Below are 16,552 nucleotides of genomic sequence, written 5' to 3' on the forward strand. Positions count from 1 at the left end.
CGGAGGAGGGGATAACATCCCGTTCCGGAGCCGACACGATACGGAGGGTGTCGATGTCCCGATCGATCACGCGCCCGGTCCTCGCAGGTCTGGCCGTCAGCCTGTTGACCGTACCGGCCCTTCCGACCGTCGCCGCCACCGCCGGGCTCCGGGCGGCACCAGCCTGCGCGACAGCACTCGCCCCCGTCCGGCCGGTCGCGGCCAAGCCCTGGCCACAGCAACGGTACGACCCCGCACGGCTCGCGCCGCTGGCCACCGGCGCCGGGGTGACCGTCGCGGTGGTCGACTCCGGGGTCGACCGGGTGCACCCGCAGCTGGCTGGGCGGGTGCTGGCCGGCGCCGACCTGCTCGACCCCGGCGGGGACGGCGGTCGGGACTGCGCCGGGCACGGCACCGGTGTGGCGAGCATCATCGTCGCGGCACCCCGCTCCGACGTCGCCTTCCGCGGCCTGGCACCGGGTGCCCGGATCCTGCCGGTGCGGGTGAGTGAGCAGCAGGTGGTGCAGGGGCGGGAGTCGGGGCGCACGGTCAGCGCCGACGAGTTCGCCCGGGCCATCCGGTGGGCCGTCGACCATGACGCCGACGTGGTGAACCTGTCCGTGGTGCTGTACGCGGACGACCCGGAGGTCCGTTCGGCCGTGCGGTACGCGGTCGACCGGGATGTGGTGCTGGTGGCCGCCGCCGGCAACCTGCACGGCAGCGGGGACCCCAGACCGTTCCCCGCCGGCTACGACGGGGTGCTCGGCGTGGGCGCGATCGGGGCGGACGGCGGGCGGGCGACGTTCTCGCAGACCGGCCCGTACGTCGACCTCGTGGCCCCGGGCAGCGAGGTGCTGACCGCCGCACCCGGTGCCGGCCATCATCGGGTCGAGGGCACCAGTTACGCGGCGCCCTTCGTGGCTGCCACCGCCGCGTTGCTGCGGGAATACCGGCCGGAGCTGACCGCCGCCCAGGTGGCGGAGCGGATCATCGCCACCGCCGATCCAGCTCCGGGCGCGGGCCGGGGCGGCGCGTACGGCGCTGGAGTGTTGAACCCCTACCGGGCGGTCACCGAGACCAGCGGCGGCGGTGCGGGTGGCGCTCGGCCGGTCGCCGCGCTCGCCGATGATCGGGCCGACCCGGCGCAGCTCGCCCACCAGGCCCGCCGGGCCGCCGCACGGGACCGAGCCCTGCTGGTCGGCGCGGTGGCCGGCATCACGGCGGTCACCGTGGCGCTGCTCGCCCTGGTGGTGCCCCGGGGCGCCCGTCGACGCTGGCGCCCGGCCGACCCGGCCTGAGCCCGCCCACGCACGATCTGGGCCCGCCCGCACACGGCCTGAGCCCGCCCGCGCACGGTCCTGACCGCCGACCGGCTGCGGGCGGGGCGCTGACCCGGACACGGTCAGCGCTCCCGGCCCACGTCGCTCACTGGAACAGCCCGGTGTTCTTCTTCTCGGTGTCCAGGTAGTCGGTGGCGGAGTCGTTCACCGCCAACCTGATGTCACGCAGCATCCCCTGCAGGTCCTGCGAGGCCGAACGCCACTTCGCCTGCCGCTGCTCGTAGGCCTGCCGGGCCTCGCCCGTCCAGCTCGCCACCAGCGGGGCGGCGTCGCGTTCGAGTTGGCCGAGCTGCGCGTCGAGGGTGTTCAACGCCTTCTGAATGTCAGCGCCGGCCTGCTGCAGCGCGGCGAAGTTGACGACCAGCACACCATGGTCCATCGGATTCCCTCCCCAGCGGGATCAGAGCGGCAGTTGGATGCCGCCGCGGTTGGTGCCGGCCACCCGGCTGGCCACCTCGTCGTCGGACGCGTGGTACTGCCGACCGGCGGTGCGGATCGCACCGGCGGTTTCGCGCAGCGCGCGGTGCAGCGCCGCCTGGTCCTGTGACCACTGCTGCTTGACCTGCTCGAACGACCGCCCACCAGCGCCACGCCAAGCCTGCTGCAACACCTCCAGCTCGGCCAGCAGGCCGGTCAGCATGGACTGCAACGACTGGTCCACCTGCTCGAACTTCGCGGCAGTCTGCTGCATCACCGCTGCTTCTGCCTTGGTTTGGGACATCCGGACGTCACCTCGTCTCTCGGATCGCACCTGGCCGTCGACGCGCCCACCCCGGGGCGACGCGTCGTCGCTTGGCCCGGTCGTCGAGCACTGAGACACGGGTCAGCGACTGACTTCGTGGCTGACGGTAGCGACCTCGTAGCGGTTCTGCTACCCCACCGGCTTCCCCTGTGGACAACCGAGGCGGCCATCGGTCGCTTACGATGTGCCGCAGCCACGTCGCGGCGCGTGACGGGCCGCCGCAGGGCGGCCGGCCGCCCGACCCGGTCCCCACTGGTCGAGGAGGCACGGTGCCGGCGATCACCACCGGAGGGCCGCACCCGCCGATCCCGGTCGGCTCCGAGGCAGCTGCCTCCCCACGGGTGGGCGGGCCGGGCCGGCCCACCGACCGCGGCCCGCTGTCGGTCGATCAACGCACCCCCCGTCGCCGGTCGCCGGTGGCCCGCTGGGTCGCACACGGCCGTCGTGCGGCTGCCGGAGCGCGAGCCGGCCAACTGGTCACCGCACAGGTCGCGGCGGCGCTCGTGCTCGTCGCCCTCGGCCGACCCGCGCCGGTCGTCGCGGCGGCCGTACTGGTGGCCGTGCTGCTGGTGGCGGCCGCCTGGGTGCCGGTGCGGGGGCGGTGGCTGTTCGAGTGGCTGGGCACCGCCATCGGGCACCTCACCCGCCGGCGGGCGTTGACCGGGCCGGCCGACGCAGCCGAACTGCTCGACCTGGTCGCCCCGGGCACGGTGGTCCGCTCGACCGAGTTGACCGGCGGGCCGGCGGCCGTCCTGGAGGACACCACCGGCATGGTCGCGCTCCTGGAACTCGGCGACCCCGGCGACCTGCTGGGCGACGTGTCCCAGGCGATCCCCGCCCCGGCCGCGTTGCTCCCCCCGACCGGGCCGGACCAGCCCCCGCTGCTGGTCCAACTGCTGCTCGCCGGTGCGCCGGCGCCGGTGCCGAGCGCAGGTGGCACGGTCGGCACGTCGTACCGGCAGCTCACCGACGGACGGCTCGCCGGGCGCGAGCGGGCGGTGGTGGCGGTCCGGGTGCTGCGGGTGAACGGTTGGTCCGAGGAGGACCTGCGCCGGGTACTCGCCGGCACGGTTCGTCGGATCGTCCGCCGGCTCGGGCCGTTGGCCGCGCGGCCGCTCGGGGTGCCGGCGGCGCTGCGCGTCCTGGGCGAGTTGGCCCACCACGACGGCGAACCGGTCCGCGAATCCTGGCCGGCGATCCGGTCCGGCGCTCTCGTCCAGGCCACCTTCCGTCTGCTCCACCGGCCCGACGCCGGCACCGCGGCTGGACGCCGGCTGGTGCCCCGCCTGCTCGCGCTGCCGGCGACGGCCACGACAGTGTCGATCTGCTCCGGCCCGTCGCCGACGGTGTCGACGTCGTCGGGTCCGCCGGCGGCCGGCGGAGTGCCGACCGAGCTGACCGTACGCCTGGCCGCCGGGACGGCCGCCGAGTTGGCGGCGGCCACCGAGGCGCTGGTCCGCCTGGTCACCGACCTGGGCGGCAAGCTGCGACGACTCGACGGCGCCCACCTGAGCGGGCTGGCCGCCACGCTGCCGCTGGCGCTGACGACACCCGGGGCGCAGCCCCGCCCACCGGCGCCCGGAGCGCGACCCGGCCCGGCGGTCGACGACTGGGAGCTGTCAGTGGGCGACGCGGGAATGATGGTCGGCACCAACCGGCACGGCCGAGCCGTCACCGTGCGACTGTTCCGGCCGGAGAGCACCCGCGTGCTGCTGGTCGGCGGGGTGCGAGCAGCCCAGTTGGTGGCCCTGCGCGCCCTGGCACTCGGCGCCCTGGTGGTGGTGCAGACCGCCCGGCCACGCGCCTGGGAGCCGTTCATCAGAGGGGTTGGCGCGCCGGGCGGCACGATCCCGTTGCTCCCTCCCGGTCGGGCGGTCGCCGACGGGGTGGGCACCGCGCTGCGTCCGTTGCTGCTGATCGTCGACGCCGGGCCGGTGGCGGCCGAGGCCGCGCCGGGCCCGCCGTGGCGGGCCACCCTGGTGGTACGCGACGAGCTGACCCCGGCCGACGTGGACGCGTTGAGCCGCGCCGATCTGGCGTTGCTCCAGCCACTGACCTCCGCCGAGGCCACTCTGGCCGGAGCCGCGCTGGGGCTGGGCGGCTCGGCCGAGTGGCTGACCCGGATCCGGGAGGACATGGTGGCCGTGGTCAACCGTCGGGCGCTGCGCTGGGCACTGCTCTCCCCCACTCCGATCGAGGCGCAACTGATCGGACCGCCGACGCGCGGCTGATCCACCGGGACGGCCAGCCGGCGGGTTACGTCGGTGCGGTGTCCGTGGCACGATCCCCGCCATGGGTTTTCTGAAAGGTCTGCTGATTCGGCTGGCCAGCACAGCTCTGGCTTTCTGGCTGGCCACGCTCCTCATCCCGGGCATCTCCCTGGATTCGAACTCGGCCACCGAGACGGTGACCACGCTGCTCCTGGTGGCGGTGATCTTCGGCGTGGTCAACGCGGTTCTCCAGCCGATCATCAAGACCGTCGGTTGTGGCTTCTACCTGCTGACCCTGGGACTCATCGCCCTGGTGGTGAACGGGCTGCTCTTCCTGCTCACCAGCTGGATCGCCGACCAGGCCGGGCTGCCGTTCTCGGTGGACGGTTTCTGGCCGGCAGCCGTGCTCGGCGCCCTCTTCGTGAGCATCGTGACCTGGATCCTCGGCGCCGTCCTCGACCGGGACTGACCGCGGACCAGCCAGCACCGACCCGGTCCGTCCGGGGCTCCGACCTCGGCCGGGGCCCCGGTCGGCCGATGACCAGAGTTCGGGAATTTGGCGGCCGGACCGCCCATCCCGGCGGTTAGCGTCGCGGCATGTTCTCGCTGACCTGTTCCGACGGCCACCTGCTCAGCACCGATCCGGCGCGGATCGACCTGGACCTGGTGCACCACTGGTTGTCCACGGACGCGTACTGGGCGCTCGGACGAGACCGGGAGACCACCGAGCGGTCGTTCGCCGGCTCACTGCCGTTCGGCATCTACCGGCCGGAGGACGGCCGCCAGGTCGCGGTGGCCCGGGTCGTCACGGACGGCGCCACCTTCGCCTGGCTCTGCGACGTGTACGTCGACCGCGCCGCCCGGGGTCGCGGGCTGGGCGGGTGGCTGGCCCGCGCGGTCCGCGACCACCTGGACGAGCTGGGCGTACGCCGGATCCTGCTCTGCACCAACGACGCCCACCAGGTGTACGCGGGGGTGGGCTTCACCCCGCTGGACGCGCCGCAACGATGGATGCAGCTGGACCGGCGACCCCCGGTGACCCCGATCACCGGAAAGGAACAAAGCAGCACTACGCCCCTTACGGTGGAAGCGTGACGCCACTCCGTCTGGGATACCTCTACGGCCTCGGCGCGTACCTGCTCTGGGGTTTCTTTCCGCTCTACCTGAAGCTGCTGCGACCCGCCGGCCCGCTGGAGATCCTGGCCCACCGGATCGTCTGGTCGGTGCTCTTCGTGGCCCTGCTGCTGGCGGCGCTGCGCAACGTCGGCTTCCTGCGGGCGCTGCTGCGCCGCCCCTGGGCGGTGGCGGGGATCGTCGCCGCCGCCGCGCTGATCGCTGTCAACTGGGGCACCTACATCTACGGGGTCAACTCCGACCGGGTGGTGGAGACCGCTCTCGGCTATTTCATCAACCCGCTGGTAGTGGTGCTGCTCGGTGTGACGGTGCTGCGGGAGCGGCTACGCCCGGCGCAGTGGGTGGCGCTGGGGATCGGCGCGTCGGCGGTCGCGGTGCTCACCGTGGACTACGGCCGGCTGCCCTGGCTGGCGTTGACCCTGGCGTTCAGCTTCGCCGGCTACGGCCTGGTGAAGAAGCGGCTCGGGCTGCCGGCGGCGGAAGGGCTCTTCGTCGAGTCGGCGGTGCTGGCGTTGCCGGCGCTGGGGTACCTGGGCTGGCTGACGGCGAAGGCCGACCTGACCTTCGGGCACGTATCGGCCGGGCACACCGCACTGCTGGTGCTGGCCGGCGCGGCCACGGCGATTCCGCTGCTGCTGTTCGCCGGGGCGGCCAACCGACTGCCCCTGAGCAGCCTCGGCATGGTCCAGTACCTGGCGCCGATCCTTCAGCTCGGCTGCGGGGTGCTGATCTTCCACGAGCCGATGCCGCCGGCCCGGCTGGCCGGCTTCGCGCTGGTCTGGCTGGCGCTGATCGTCTTCACCGCCGACGCCGTCCGAACCTCCCGCCGCACCCGCCACCCCCACCAACCGACCAACGTCCCCACCCCCCTCCCCACCCCCTGACCCCCTGACCCCCTGACCCCCTGACCCCGCGATCTTGCAGTTTCGGTCGTCGATATGCCTGCCATGCCCCTTATGGAAGGGCAGAAAGTGCAAGATCGCGGAGGGCCGGGGGGGTGGGTTAGGGGACGGCGTAGGTCAGGAGGGGCGTGCCGTCGGCTTTCTGCAGCTCCACGCTTACCAGTTCGGCGTCGGTGAACCTCGTCGCGCCGGTGAAGCTGAGGTCGTCGCCGGGAGCCGCCAGCCAGGAGCCGATCTGCTCGGTGGCGCCGTTCGGACCACGCGCCACCAGCCGGAACGGGTACGCCTTGCCGTAGCTCGTCCGCGCGTCGTACCCGCAACGCATGGTCACCTCGGTGCCCCACTTGGTGCCGGTCAGCCCGAGGTCGGCGTGCACCGGCCCGGCGGCAGCCACCGGTCGCATGGCCACCATCGACACCTGCGGTGCCGGGTTGCCCTGCGCGCCGGGCGGCCGGGACTGGTCGACCGGTCGAGGCAGCGCCACGGCGGTGCCCACACCGACCAGCAGCGCCAGCCCGGCGGCGGCCAGTGTGGTCAGTGCGTACCGTCGCCGGTCCGCGGCGCGTTCCCGACGACGGCGCTGGCGGGCCTCGTCGAGCAGCGCGGGCACCCGGGGCGGGGCCGGCGGCGGCAGGATCTGCTCCAAGCCCGCCGGGTCGAGGCGCCCGAGCAACCCGGGCAGGACGGCGATCTCGGCGACCGCCTCCCGACACGAGGCGCAGCCGCCCAGGTGCCGCTCGTAGGCCGCCCGTTCGGCGGGGGCCAGGGCGCCCAGCACGTACGCGCCGTCGTCGTACGCGAACTCGCACCGGGTCATCCCGTCACCCCCATCTCGGCCAGGACCAACCGTAGAGACCGCAGCGCGTAGTGGGTGCGGGATTTCACGGTCCCTGGCGGTACGCCCAGGCGGGACGCCGCCTCGGCCACCGACCGCCCCTGGTAGAAGCACTCGACCAGCACCTCCCGGTGGGTCGGGCTGAGCCGGTTCAGCGCCTCGGCGACGGTCCACGCCTCCACCGCCCGTTCGGCCTCGTCGATCGCCTCGGGCGGTTCGGGCAGATCGTCGGTGAACACCTCGCCGACCCGGGTGGACCGCCGCCGCCAGGCGTCGATGGCCAGGTTGCGGGCGGTGGTGAACAGCCAGGACCGCACCGATCCGCGCGTCGGGTCGAGTGACTCCGGATGTCGCCAGGCCCGCAGCAGCGTCTCCTGCACCAGGTCCTCGGCCCGCTGCCGGTCCCCGTTGACCAGCCGCAGGGCATGGGCGTACAGCGCCTCCGCGTGCTCGTCGTGCAGCGCGCGCAGCAGTTGGGCGTCGTGGTCGCTGATGGCGGTCTCCTCGCTTCCGGCGCGCGGTCCGGCGGTGCGTTCGCTCGGGAATACGTGCGGTCACGCCGATCGGTTCAGCACGAGGTCAGACCGGTTGCGTGCCGGTTGCCACCGACGAAGGTGTTCATGCCTGGTTCACATCGCGGCTGACGAGCGCTCACCACGTCCTCCTAGCGTCCGGCTGGTACGCCGCCTGTCGTGCCACCGACTTCTCTGGAGGCCTCCCCCATGAGCGACCGTCCCCGGCTGCTCCCCCTGTTGAACGGCACCCGTCATGGCACCCGTGATGCCATGACCTGTCTGTACCGCTGCGGAAACGCGTGTGACCACCCGGTCCCGAACACCTCCGACAACGCGTACTTCGGTGACGTGGTGAACGCCGAGGTGTCGCGGCGTGGCGTGGTCCGGGCCGGCGCGGTCGGCGCGCTGGTGCTCGGCTTCGGCGGCGCGGCAGCCGGCGCGCTCGCCGGGGCGGCCCCGGCCATGGCGGCCCCGACCGCCCCGGATGTTCCGGAGAACGTCGGGTTCGGTCGTCCCAGCACCGGTGTCGGCAGCGGCGCGCTGACCTTCAAGCCGATCCCACCGAACAAGCTGGACACCCTGGTCGTACCGAACGGGTACGACCACGCCGTGGTGATCAAGTGGGGTGACCCGGTGCTGCCGGGCGCGCCGGAGTTCGACCTGCACCACCAGACCGCCGCCGCGCAGTCCAGGCAGTTCGGTTACAACAACGACTTCGTGGGCGTGCTGCCGCTGGACAAGCAGGGCAAGCGGGCGCTGCTCGTGGTCAACCACGAGTACACCAACGAGGACCTGATGTTCCCGGGCTTCCCCGGCCTGGACGGCCTCTCCGTGGAGCAGCTGCGCACCGCCATGGCCGCGCACGGCATGTCAGTGGTGGAGCTTGAGCGGGTCGCGGGAACCGGGCAGTGGAAGCCGGTCGGCAAGGGCCCGCGGCCGTACAACCGGCGGGTCACCGCACTGAGCACCAAGTTCGACCTGACCGGCCCGGCCGCCGGCTCGGCCTGGTTGAAGACCGCCGCCGACCCCAGGGGCCGCACTGTCGTCGGCACGCTGAACAACTGCGCCGGTGGCGTGACCCCGTGGGGCACTGTGCTCTCCGGCGAGGAGAACTTCAACCAGTACTTCGTGGGGGCCGACGCGGTCCCGGCCGAGCTGAAGCCGAAGCTGGACCGGTACGGCATCAGCACCGCCGCCCGCTACCCCAGCGGCAGCCGCAAGTGGGAGCGCGCGGACGAGCGCTTCGACCTGGCGAAGCACCCCAACGAGGCACACCGGTTCGGCTGGGTCGTCGAGATCGACCCGTTCGACCCGGAGAGCCGCCCTCGCAAGCACACCGCGATGGGCCGGTTCAAGCACGAGGGCGCCAACGTGATCGTCGCGAAGGACGGCCACGTGGTCGCGTACATGGGCGACGACGAGCGGTTCGACTACCTCTACAAGTTCGTCTCGGACAAGAAGTTCATGAAGGGCAACTCCTGGGCTGCCCGCAAGCACAACCTGACCCTGCTGGAGTCCGGCACGCTCTACGTGGCGAAGCTCGACCAGACCAGCGCCGCCGAGATCGACGGCTCGGGCAAGCTGCCTGCCGACGGCGCGTTCAACGGTCGGGGTCGCTGGATCAGGCTGGTCAGCGGCAACCGGTCGTTCGTCGACGGGATGACCGCCGCGGACGTGCTCACCTTCACCCGGCTCGCCGGTGACAAGGTCGGCGCGACCAAGATGGACCGCCCCGAGGACGTCGAGCCGAGCCTGCTCACCGGCAAGGTGTACGTGGCGCTGACCAACAACACCAACCGGGGCGTCGGCAGCAACCCGAAGGCGGACGAGGCCAACCCGCGCAACGCCAACAAGCACGGGCAGATCCTGGAGCTGGTCGAGGACCGCAACGACAACACCTCGGAGACCTTCGGCTGGTCGCTGCCGATCGTCTGCGGCGACCCGACCGACCCGTCGACCTTCTTCGCCGGGTACGACAAGGCCAAGGTCTCTCCGATCTCCTGCCCGGACAACGTCGCCTTCGACGCCACCGGCAATCTCTGGATCTCCACCGACGGCAATGCGCTGGGCAGCAATGACGGCCTGTTCGCCACCGCCGTGGAGGGACCGGAGCGGGGTCACCTCAAGCAGTTCCTGACCGTGCCGCTCGGCGCGGAGACCTGCGGCCCGTTCATCACCGGCGACAACCGCTCGGTCTTCGTCGCCGTGCAGCACCCGGGCGAGATCACCGGGGCCTCGGTGGAGAACCCGGCCTCGAACTGGCCGGACGGTGACTACGCCAAGCCGGGCGTGGTGGTCACCTGGCGCCTCGACGGCGGCCCGGTGGGCAGCTGACGTCGCACCCGCGGCCGAGCGGCCGCTGACGTTGCTCCGGCGGTCCGGCGCTGGACCGCCCCGAGAGGCCCTCTCCCAGCCCGGGAGAGGGCCTCTCGGCGGTCAGTTGTCGGTGGCGATGCCGTCGGCGACGCCGCGGGCCACGGTGAGCAGCTTGGCGCGTACCACCCGGGCGGAGGTCATCATCTCGCTGGCCGGCAACGCGCAGGCCAGCACGACGCGGCGTTCCATGTCCTTGTCCGGCGCGACAAGCACCGCGGCGCAGGCCACCCCCTGGCGGAACTGCCCCATCTCCAGTTGCATGCCGCGCCGGTCACCCGCGGCCAGATCGGCCTCGAAACTCTCGGTGGTGGTCAGCGTGGCGGTGGTGAACGGGCGCATGCCGTACTCGCGCAGATAGCGGTAGCGCTGATCGGTCGTGAGGGTGGCGAGCAGCGACTTGCCGAGTGCTGTCGCGTGCGCCCCCTCGTCGAAGCCGGGGACCAGATCCTCCAGGTAGGGCGAGCGGTGCCCCTCGGCGACCGCGGTGAGGGCCACCTGACCGCCGACGAACCGACCGAGGTAGTGGCTGTAGCCGGTGTCCAGGGCGGCCCGCCGCAGCGTCTCACCGACCGCCGGCGGGCCCCGGAACGCCGTCACCAGCTCCCGGTACCGGTCGGCCACCTCCAACCCCACGATGTACGTGCCGTCCTCGCGACGGATCACGTAGCCCTCGTAGGCGAGGGTGCGGACCAGGTGGTAGGTGGTGGCCACGGTCAGCTCACAGCGCCGGGCGATCTGCTTGACGGTCAGGCCCTTCGGGGCGCGACCGACCGACTCCAGCACCCGTAGCGCTCGGGACACGCTGCGAATCAGGTCCGAAGGTTCTGCCAAGGGGTCGCGCACAACCACCTCCGCCGCCGGGGACTTACACCATATGAAAAACAGGCCCGGTGCGAAATGCCTGTTCGGGTCGAGGATGCCAGATCACCATCCACAGCTTGTGCCCCGCCGGTCACCAGGAGTGCGGTGAGCGGGGCTCACGTAGGTTTGCCGAACGATGACCGACACCTCCAATACCCCCGATCCGGCCGTTGCCCAACCCCGCCCGGTGCGGGCCAGCGCCGGCGCAGTCGTCACCACAGTGGCCTGCGTACTCCCCGTCTTCCTGCTCGGTGGTCTCGCCGTGCAGATGGGCACGGACCTCGGCTTCTCGCCGGCCGGCCTGGGCCTGGCCGTCTCCGTCTACTTCGGGGTCAGCGCACTGGCCTCGGTGCCCTCCGGGCGGTTGGTCGAGCGGTACGGGCCGGCAGTGGTGGCCCGCTGCGGCATCCTGCTGGCCGCCGGCTCGATGCTGGCCGTGGCCGCCTTCGCCCGGTCGTACCCGGTGCTGGTCGGCCTGCTGGCGCTCAGCGCCGCCGCGAACGCGCTCGGCCAGTTGGCCAGCAACGCCGCGCTGGCCCAGCACGTGCCGGCCCGGCGGCAGGGGCTGTCGTTCGGTGTCAAGCAGGCCGCCATCCCGGTCTCCACCCTGCTGGCCGGGGTGGCGGTGCCCACCATCGCGCTCACCGCCGGCTGGCGCTGGGCGTTCGTGGCCGCCGCCGTGGCCGCGCTGACGACGCTGGCCGCCGTACCCCGGCAGTTGCCCGGCCCGGCCCGGCGGCCCGGCGCCGGGCGCGCCGGGCGGGCGACGGCGGCGCTGGTGGTGATCGGCGCGGCGGCGACGTTGGCCTCGGGCGCGGCCAACTCGTTGGGCACCTTCCTGGTGGACTCCGCCGCGGCCCGGGGGCTGTCGCCGGGCCTCGCCGGCCTCACCCTGACCCTGGGTAGCGCGGTCTGCGTGGCGGCTCGGGTGGGCGCCGGCTGGTTGGCCGACCGCCGCGAGACCGGCCACGTCGCCCTCATCGCCGCGATGCTGCTCGTCGGCGCGGTCGGGCTGGGCCTGCTGGCGTTGACCGGCTCGGTGCCGTTGGTGGTCGGCGTGGTGCTCGGCTTCGGCCTGGGCTGGGCCTGGCCCGGCCTGATGAACTTCGCGGTGGTCCGACTCCACCCGCAGTCACCGGCCGCCGCCACCTCGATCACACAGACCGGGGTGTACGCGGGCGGCTGTCTCGGCCCGCTGAGCCTGGGCCCACTCGCCGCCCACCTCGGTTACCCGGCGATGTGGACCATCGCGGCCGTGGCGATGCTGCTCGCCGCCGCCCTCATGCTCGTCGGCAGCCGACTGGTGACCCGCGCCGCCGCCGCAGCGGGCCGGGACGTGGATCAGCTGGTGCGGTCGGCGATGTAGTCGCAGAGCGACTCGAGCGCGCTGCGGGACGGGCCGGGCGGCAGCGGGGCGAGCTGCGCGCGGGCCTCCTCGGCGTAGCTGCGCACGGTCTCCCGGGCCCGCTTGAGCGCCGGGCTCTCCCGGAGCAGCCCCAACGCCTCGGCGTGCAGCGCGTCGTCGGTCAACGGGCCGGTCGCCAGGATCTCCCGCAGCCGCACCGACGACGCGTCGGAGTCGTCCGCCTCGCGGGCGTAGAGCACCGGCAGCGTCGGGACACCCTCGCGCAGGTCCGTGCCGGGCGTCTTGCCCGACTGCACCGACTCGGAGGCGATGTCCAGCAGGTCGTCGGAGAGTTGGAAGGCGACGCCGATCGTCTCGCCGTACCCGGCGAGGGCCTCCACGTGCTCCGGGGCGGCACCACCGAACATGCCGCCGAACCGGGCGGACGTGGCGATCAGCGAGCCGGTCTTCTCGGCGATCACGTGCAGGTAGTGGGCCACCGGGTCGTCGTCGGCGCGCGGCCCGACCGTCTCCGCGATCTGGCCGTGCACCAGCCGGGCGAAGGTGCGCGCCTGCAACCGGACCGCCTCGGGGCCCAGGTCGGCGGCGATGTCCGCCGCGCGGGCGAAGAGGTAGTCGCCGACCAGGATGGCGACCGAGTTGGTCCACCGGGAATTCGCGCTCGGCGCGCCTCGACGGACGGCGGCCTCGTCCATCACGTCGTCGTGGTAGAGGGTGGCGAGGTGCGTGAGCTCCATCACCACGGCGGCCGGGACAACCTGCGCACCGGTCGGGTCACCGAACTGGGCGCCGAGCGCCACCAGCAACGGCCGGAACCGCTTCCCGCCGGCCTCGACGAGGTGCCGGGCGGCCTCGGTGACGAACGGGTCGGCGCTGGCCACGCTGGCCCGCAACTCGACCTCGACCGTGTCCAGAAGACCCAGCACGGACGCCTCGACACGAGGATCGGCGAGGTTGAGGCCAAGCGCGCCGAACTGACTCGTGCTCGCCCGACCCCGACGACCGCCGGAGCCGGAGGCACCTGAACGCTCGCCCGCCGGTTTCACCACGCTATCAACCATGCCACACCCGTTCGACCTGCTCCGGCCCGGGGATACGCACCGGGGGCCGGCACGTGAACACGCGCCGACCCCCGGTGATCGATCCTTCGGTCATCGAACGAATTCGGCGGCTCCGGCAGCCAGATCGAGCAGCGGCGCCGGGGCGACGCCCAACACCAGGGTCGCCAGCACGCCGATCATCAGCGCTGCGGAGGTGAGCCCACCGGGCACCATGACGGTCGGGGTGGACTCGCCCGGCTCGGAGAGCCACATCATCACCACGACCCGCAGGTACGGGAACGCGAGGATCATGCTGGTCAGCACACCGGCGATCACCAGCCAGGCCTGGCCACCCTCCAGCGCCGGCCCGAAGATGGCGAACTTGCTGGTGAAGCCGCTGGTCAGCGGGATACCGGCGAAGGCCAGCAGGATGAACGTGAACAGCGCGGCGAAGAACGGCGACCGCCGGCCCAGCCCGGCCCAGCGGGACAGGTGGGTGGCCTCGCCGTCGTCGTCCCGTACCAGCGTCACCACGGCGAACGCGGCCAGCACCGAGAAGCCGTACGCGACCAGGTAGAACATCGTGCCGGCCAGCCCGTCGCGGCTCGGTGCCAACACACCGACCAGCAGGTAGCCGGCGTTGGCGATCGAGGAGTACGCGAGCAGCCGCTTGATGTCGGTCTGGGTGACCGCGAGCACCGCACCCACCAGCATGGTCAGCACCGCCACCGCGCCGAGGACCGGCGTGAAGTCCCAGTTGGCGTCGGCGAACGCGACCTGGAAGACGCGCAGCAGGGCACCGAACGCGGCGACCTTGGTGCAGGCCGCCATGAACCCGGTGACCGGGGTCGGAGCGCCCTGGTAGACGTCCGGGGTCCAGACGTGGAACGGGGCCGCCGCGGCCTTGAAGAGCAGACCGATGGCGAGCAGCGCCATGCCAGCGAAGAGCAGCACCGGGCTGGCCGGCGACTCGCCCACCGCCGCGTGGATGGTGGCGAAGTCGACGCCGGCCGAGCGGCCCGGGATGCCGGCGGTGAAGCCGTAGATCAGGGCCACGCCGAACAGGAAGAACGCCGAGGCGTAGGCGCCGAGCAGGAAGTACTTCATCGCCGCCTCCTGGCTCAGCAGGCGCCGGCGACGGGCCAGCGCGCAGAGCAGGTAGAGCGGCAGGGAGAAGACCTCGAGTGCGATGAACATGGTCAGCAGGTCGTTCGCCGCCACGAAGATCAGCATGCCGCCGATCGCGAACGTGGTCAGCGGGTAGACCTCGGTGAGACCGTTGCGCCCCTCGGCCTGCCGCCGGTCGTCGGCCGACTCCGCGGTCACCGCGGCCTGGGCGACGAACGCCCCGCCCCGCTCGACCGAGCGGTCACCGATCAGCAGCAGCGCCATCGCCGCCAGCACCAGGATCGCGCCCTGGAGGAAGAGCGTCGGCCCGTCGATCGCGAGCGCCTGGCCCGCGGTGATGATCCGCTCATCGGCGCTGAGGACCACCATGGTCAGTGCCGCGAGCACCGCGAGCAGCGCCAGCGTCAACTGCACGACGTGCCGCCAGCGACGAGGCACCAGGGCCTCGACCAGCACGCCGAGCAACGCCGTGCCCAGCATGATCAGGATCGGAGAGATCGCCGCGTAGTCGATCGACGGCAGCTTCAACTCGGTCACTTTGCCGCCTCCTGGACGGTGCCGCCCACGGACGGCGCCGGGTCGGTTCTGCCGATGTCGTCCATGGTCGCCTGGACGGCGGGGTTGATCACGTCAGTGACCGGCTTGGGGAAGAAGCCGAGCAGCACGATCAGCGCGATCAGCGGGGCGACCACGACCTTCTCGCGCAGGTTGAGGTCCCGGCGCATGCCGTCGACCTCGGTCAGCGCCGGGTTGAGGGTGCCCTGGGTGGTGCGCTGCACCATCCACAGCACGTACGCGGCGGCCAGGATGATGCCGAGCGTGGCGATGACCGCGACCGGCTTGTTCACAGTGAAGGTGCCGATCAGCACCAGGAACTCGGAGATGAACGGCGCCGTGCCGGGCAGCGCGAGCGAGGCGAGACCGGCAAAGAAGAGCACACCGGCGAGCACCGGGACGAGCTTGCCGGCGCCACCGAAGTCGCTGATCAGCGACGAACCACGCCGGGAGATCAGCATGCCCACCACCAGGAAGAGCAGGCCGGTGGCCAGCCCGTGGTTGAGCATGTAGAGCACCGCGCCGGTGCCAGCCTGGGTGGTGAAGGCGAAGATGCCCACGCCGATGAAGCCGAAGTGCGCGATCGAGGTGTACGACACCAGCCGCTTGAGGTCGTTCTGGCCGACCGCCAGCAGCGCGGCGTAGACGATGCCGATCACGCCCAGGGCCAGCGCCCACGGTGCGAACCACTTCGACGCCTCGGGGAACAGCGGCAGGCAGTAGCGCAGGATGCCGAAGGTGCCGACCTTGTCCAGCACGCCGACGAGCAACGCCGCCGCGCCCGCCGGGGCGGCGCCACCGGCATCGGGCAACCAGGTGTGGAACGGGAAGAACGGCGCCTTGATGGCGAACGCGAGGAAGAAGCCGAGGAACAGCCACCGCTCGGTGCCGGTGCTGATGTCGACCTGCGAGAGCGCCTGCCAGTCGAAGGTCTTTCCGCCGACCACCCACAGGCCGATCACCGCGGCCAGCATGAACAGACCGCCGACGAGCGAGTAGAGGAAGAACTTCACCGCCGCGTACTGCCGCTGGTGACCGCCGTAGCTGCCGATGAGGAAGTACATCGGCACCAGCATGACCTCGAAGAACACGTAGAACAGGAAGACGTCGGCGGCCGCGAAGACGCCGATCATCGTGCACTCGAGGACCAGCAGCAGTGCGAAGTAGACGGGCACCGACCGCTTCGACGACTCGGCGTCGTGCCACGACGCCAGGATCACCAGCGGCACCAGCACCGCGATCAGCATCAGCATCACCAGCGCGATGCCGTCGGCGGCGAAGGTGAAGCTGACCCCCCAGTTCGGAATCCAGGAGTACGACTCGCGGAACTGGAACCGGTCACCGCCGGCGTTGAAGCTGACCCACATCACCACCGAGAGCACCAGCACGAGCAGCGACCAGGCGAACGCCACCTGCTTGGCCAGCTCCGGGCGGTGGCGCGGCAGGAAGGCCACCACCAGGGCGCCCACCAGCGGCGCCACGGTGAGCACCGAGAGGAACGGGAAGTTGGACATTATGCGGCCTTACCTCCGTCGTCACTGCGTGGTCCGCCGGCGGGGGCGGCAGGAA

At 72.2% G+C, this 16,552-nt stretch carries 15 protein-coding genes; 7 read left to right on the forward strand and 8 right to left on the reverse strand.

Annotated elements, in window-relative coordinates:
• The first annotated feature begins 53 nt into the window (after positions 1 to 53).
• Positions 54 to 1,277, forward strand: coding sequence for a type VII secretion-associated serine protease mycosin (gene mycP, locus GA0070561_RS04890; RefSeq protein WP_091395510.1), 1,224 nt, complete (start codon positions 54 to 56; stop codon positions 1,275 to 1,277).
• 127 nt (positions 1,278 to 1,404) lie between these two features.
• Here mycP and GA0070561_RS04895 read toward each other — a convergent pair whose 3' ends face one another.
• The gene (locus GA0070561_RS04895) at positions 1,405 to 1,698 is read right to left on the reverse strand and encodes a WXG100 family type VII secretion target (protein WP_091395513.1); all 294 of its coding nucleotides are present in this window, start codon (positions 1,696 to 1,698) and stop codon (positions 1,405 to 1,407) included.
• Between the two features lie 21 nt (positions 1,699 to 1,719).
• Complete coding sequence (locus tag GA0070561_RS04900) at positions 1,720 to 2,040, reverse strand: WXG100 family type VII secretion target (RefSeq protein ID WP_091395516.1); 321 nt, start codon at positions 2,038 to 2,040, stop codon at positions 1,720 to 1,722.
• Between the two features lie 290 nt (positions 2,041 to 2,330).
• On the opposite strand from GA0070561_RS04900, the gene eccE reads away from it, so the two are divergent.
• The 4 genes from eccE to rarD all read left to right on the forward strand — a co-directional run bounded on the left by eccE (position 2,331) and on the right by rarD (position 6,289).
• Positions 2,331 to 4,292 carry a type VII secretion protein EccE gene (gene eccE, locus GA0070561_RS04905; RefSeq protein WP_425255881.1) on the forward strand — a complete coding sequence of 654 codons (1,962 nt, stop codon included), beginning with the start codon at positions 2,331 to 2,333 and terminating at the stop codon, positions 4,290 to 4,292.
• A 61-nt stretch (positions 4,293 to 4,353) separates the two neighbouring features.
• A complete protein-coding gene (locus tag GA0070561_RS04910) occupies positions 4,354 to 4,740 on the forward strand; it encodes a phage holin family protein (protein WP_091395522.1) in 387 nt (128 codons plus the stop codon).
• A 128-nt stretch (positions 4,741 to 4,868) separates the two neighbouring features.
• Complete coding sequence (locus GA0070561_RS04915) at positions 4,869 to 5,366, forward strand: GNAT family N-acetyltransferase (protein ID WP_091395525.1); 498 nt, start codon at positions 4,869 to 4,871, stop codon at positions 5,364 to 5,366.
• Positions 5,363 to 6,289, forward strand: a complete 927-nt coding sequence (gene rarD, locus GA0070561_RS04920; protein WP_091395528.1) for an EamA family transporter RarD — start codon at positions 5,363 to 5,365, stop codon at positions 6,287 to 6,289. The genes GA0070561_RS04915 and rarD overlap by 4 nt, the downstream gene beginning before the upstream one ends.
• A gap of 118 nt (positions 6,290 to 6,407) precedes the next feature.
• Here rarD and GA0070561_RS04925 read toward each other — a convergent pair whose 3' ends face one another.
• Positions 6,408 to 7,124 carry an anti-sigma factor family protein gene (locus GA0070561_RS04925; protein ID WP_091395531.1) on the reverse strand — a complete coding sequence of 239 codons (717 nt, stop codon included), beginning with the start codon at positions 7,122 to 7,124 and terminating at the stop codon, positions 6,408 to 6,410.
• The gene (locus GA0070561_RS04930; RefSeq protein ID WP_231393341.1) at positions 7,121 to 7,615 is read right to left on the reverse strand and encodes a sigma-70 family RNA polymerase sigma factor; all 495 of its coding nucleotides are present in this window, start codon (positions 7,613 to 7,615) and stop codon (positions 7,121 to 7,123) included. Before GA0070561_RS04930 ends, GA0070561_RS04925 begins: the two co-directional genes overlap by 4 nt.
• A gap of 249 nt (positions 7,616 to 7,864) precedes the next feature.
• On the opposite strand from GA0070561_RS04930, the gene GA0070561_RS04935 reads away from it, so the two are divergent.
• Positions 7,865 to 9,991, forward strand: a complete 2,127-nt coding sequence (locus GA0070561_RS04935) for a PhoX family protein (RefSeq protein WP_091395536.1) — start codon at positions 7,865 to 7,867, stop codon at positions 9,989 to 9,991.
• A gap of 102 nt (positions 9,992 to 10,093) precedes the next feature.
• Here the strand turns inward: GA0070561_RS04935 and GA0070561_RS04940 are convergent, their stop codons facing one another.
• The gene (locus GA0070561_RS04940) at positions 10,094 to 10,876 is read right to left on the reverse strand and encodes an IclR family transcriptional regulator (protein ID WP_091395539.1); all 783 of its coding nucleotides are present in this window, start codon (positions 10,874 to 10,876) and stop codon (positions 10,094 to 10,096) included.
• 154 nt (positions 10,877 to 11,030) lie between these two features.
• On the opposite strand from GA0070561_RS04940, the gene GA0070561_RS04945 reads away from it, so the two are divergent.
• Complete coding sequence (locus tag GA0070561_RS04945; protein WP_091395542.1) at positions 11,031 to 12,260, forward strand: MFS transporter; 1,230 nt, start codon at positions 11,031 to 11,033, stop codon at positions 12,258 to 12,260.
• Here the strand turns inward: GA0070561_RS04945 and GA0070561_RS04950 are convergent.
• From GA0070561_RS04950 to GA0070561_RS04960, 3 genes are all read right to left on the reverse strand, one after another.
• On the reverse strand, positions 12,236 to 13,321 hold the full coding sequence (locus GA0070561_RS04950; RefSeq protein WP_091395545.1) for a polyprenyl synthetase family protein: 1,086 nt from the start codon (positions 13,319 to 13,321) through the stop codon (positions 12,236 to 12,238). The two genes, GA0070561_RS04945 and GA0070561_RS04950, sit on opposite strands and share 25 nt — an antisense overlap.
• Positions 13,322 to 13,411: 90 nt before the next feature.
• Positions 13,412 to 14,965, reverse strand: a complete 1,554-nt coding sequence (gene nuoN / locus GA0070561_RS04955) for an NADH-quinone oxidoreductase subunit NuoN (protein ID WP_091395547.1) — start codon at positions 14,963 to 14,965, stop codon at positions 13,412 to 13,414.
• Positions 14,962 to 16,497 (reverse strand): NADH-quinone oxidoreductase subunit M, encoded by a 1,536-nt coding sequence (locus tag GA0070561_RS04960; RefSeq protein WP_091395550.1) that lies wholly within the window; start codon positions 16,495 to 16,497, stop codon positions 14,962 to 14,964. The genes nuoN and GA0070561_RS04960 overlap by 4 nt, the downstream gene beginning before the upstream one ends.
• Between the last annotated feature and the right edge of the window lie 55 nt (positions 16,498 to 16,552).

The sequence above is a fragment of the Micromonospora saelicesensis genome, assembly GCF_900091575.1.
Lineage (GTDB): Bacteria > Actinomycetota > Actinomycetes > Mycobacteriales > Micromonosporaceae > Micromonospora > Micromonospora saelicesensis.

Excerpts from the sequence above, each read along its gene's own strand:
- mycP (WP_091395510.1), top strand. The coding sequence starts at position 54 with ATGTCCCGATCGATCACGCGCCCGGTCCTCGCAGGTCTGGCCGTCAGC.
- GA0070561_RS04895 (WP_091395513.1), bottom strand. The coding sequence starts at position 1,698 with ATGGACCATGGTGTGCTGGTCGTCAACTTCGCCGCGCTGCAGCAGGCC.
- GA0070561_RS04900 (WP_091395516.1), bottom strand. The coding sequence starts at position 2,040 with ATGTCCCAAACCAAGGCAGAAGCAGCGGTGATGCAGCAGACTGCCGCG.
- GA0070561_RS04910 (WP_091395522.1), top strand. The coding sequence starts at position 4,354 with ATGGGTTTTCTGAAAGGTCTGCTGATTCGGCTGGCCAGCACAGCTCTG.
- GA0070561_RS04915 (WP_091395525.1), top strand. The coding sequence starts at position 4,869 with ATGTTCTCGCTGACCTGTTCCGACGGCCACCTGCTCAGCACCGATCCG.
- GA0070561_RS04925 (WP_091395531.1), bottom strand. The coding sequence starts at position 7,124 with ATGACCCGGTGCGAGTTCGCGTACGACGACGGCGCGTACGTGCTGGGC.
- GA0070561_RS04935 (WP_091395536.1), top strand. The coding sequence starts at position 7,865 with ATGAGCGACCGTCCCCGGCTGCTCCCCCTGTTGAACGGCACCCGTCAT.
- GA0070561_RS04945 (WP_091395542.1), top strand. The coding sequence starts at position 11,031 with ATGACCGACACCTCCAATACCCCCGATCCGGCCGTTGCCCAACCCCGC.
- GA0070561_RS04950 (WP_091395545.1), bottom strand. The coding sequence starts at position 13,321 with ATGGTTGATAGCGTGGTGAAACCGGCGGGCGAGCGTTCAGGTGCCTCC.
- GA0070561_RS04960 (WP_091395550.1), bottom strand. The coding sequence starts at position 16,497 with ATGTCCAACTTCCCGTTCCTCTCGGTGCTCACCGTGGCGCCGCTGGTG.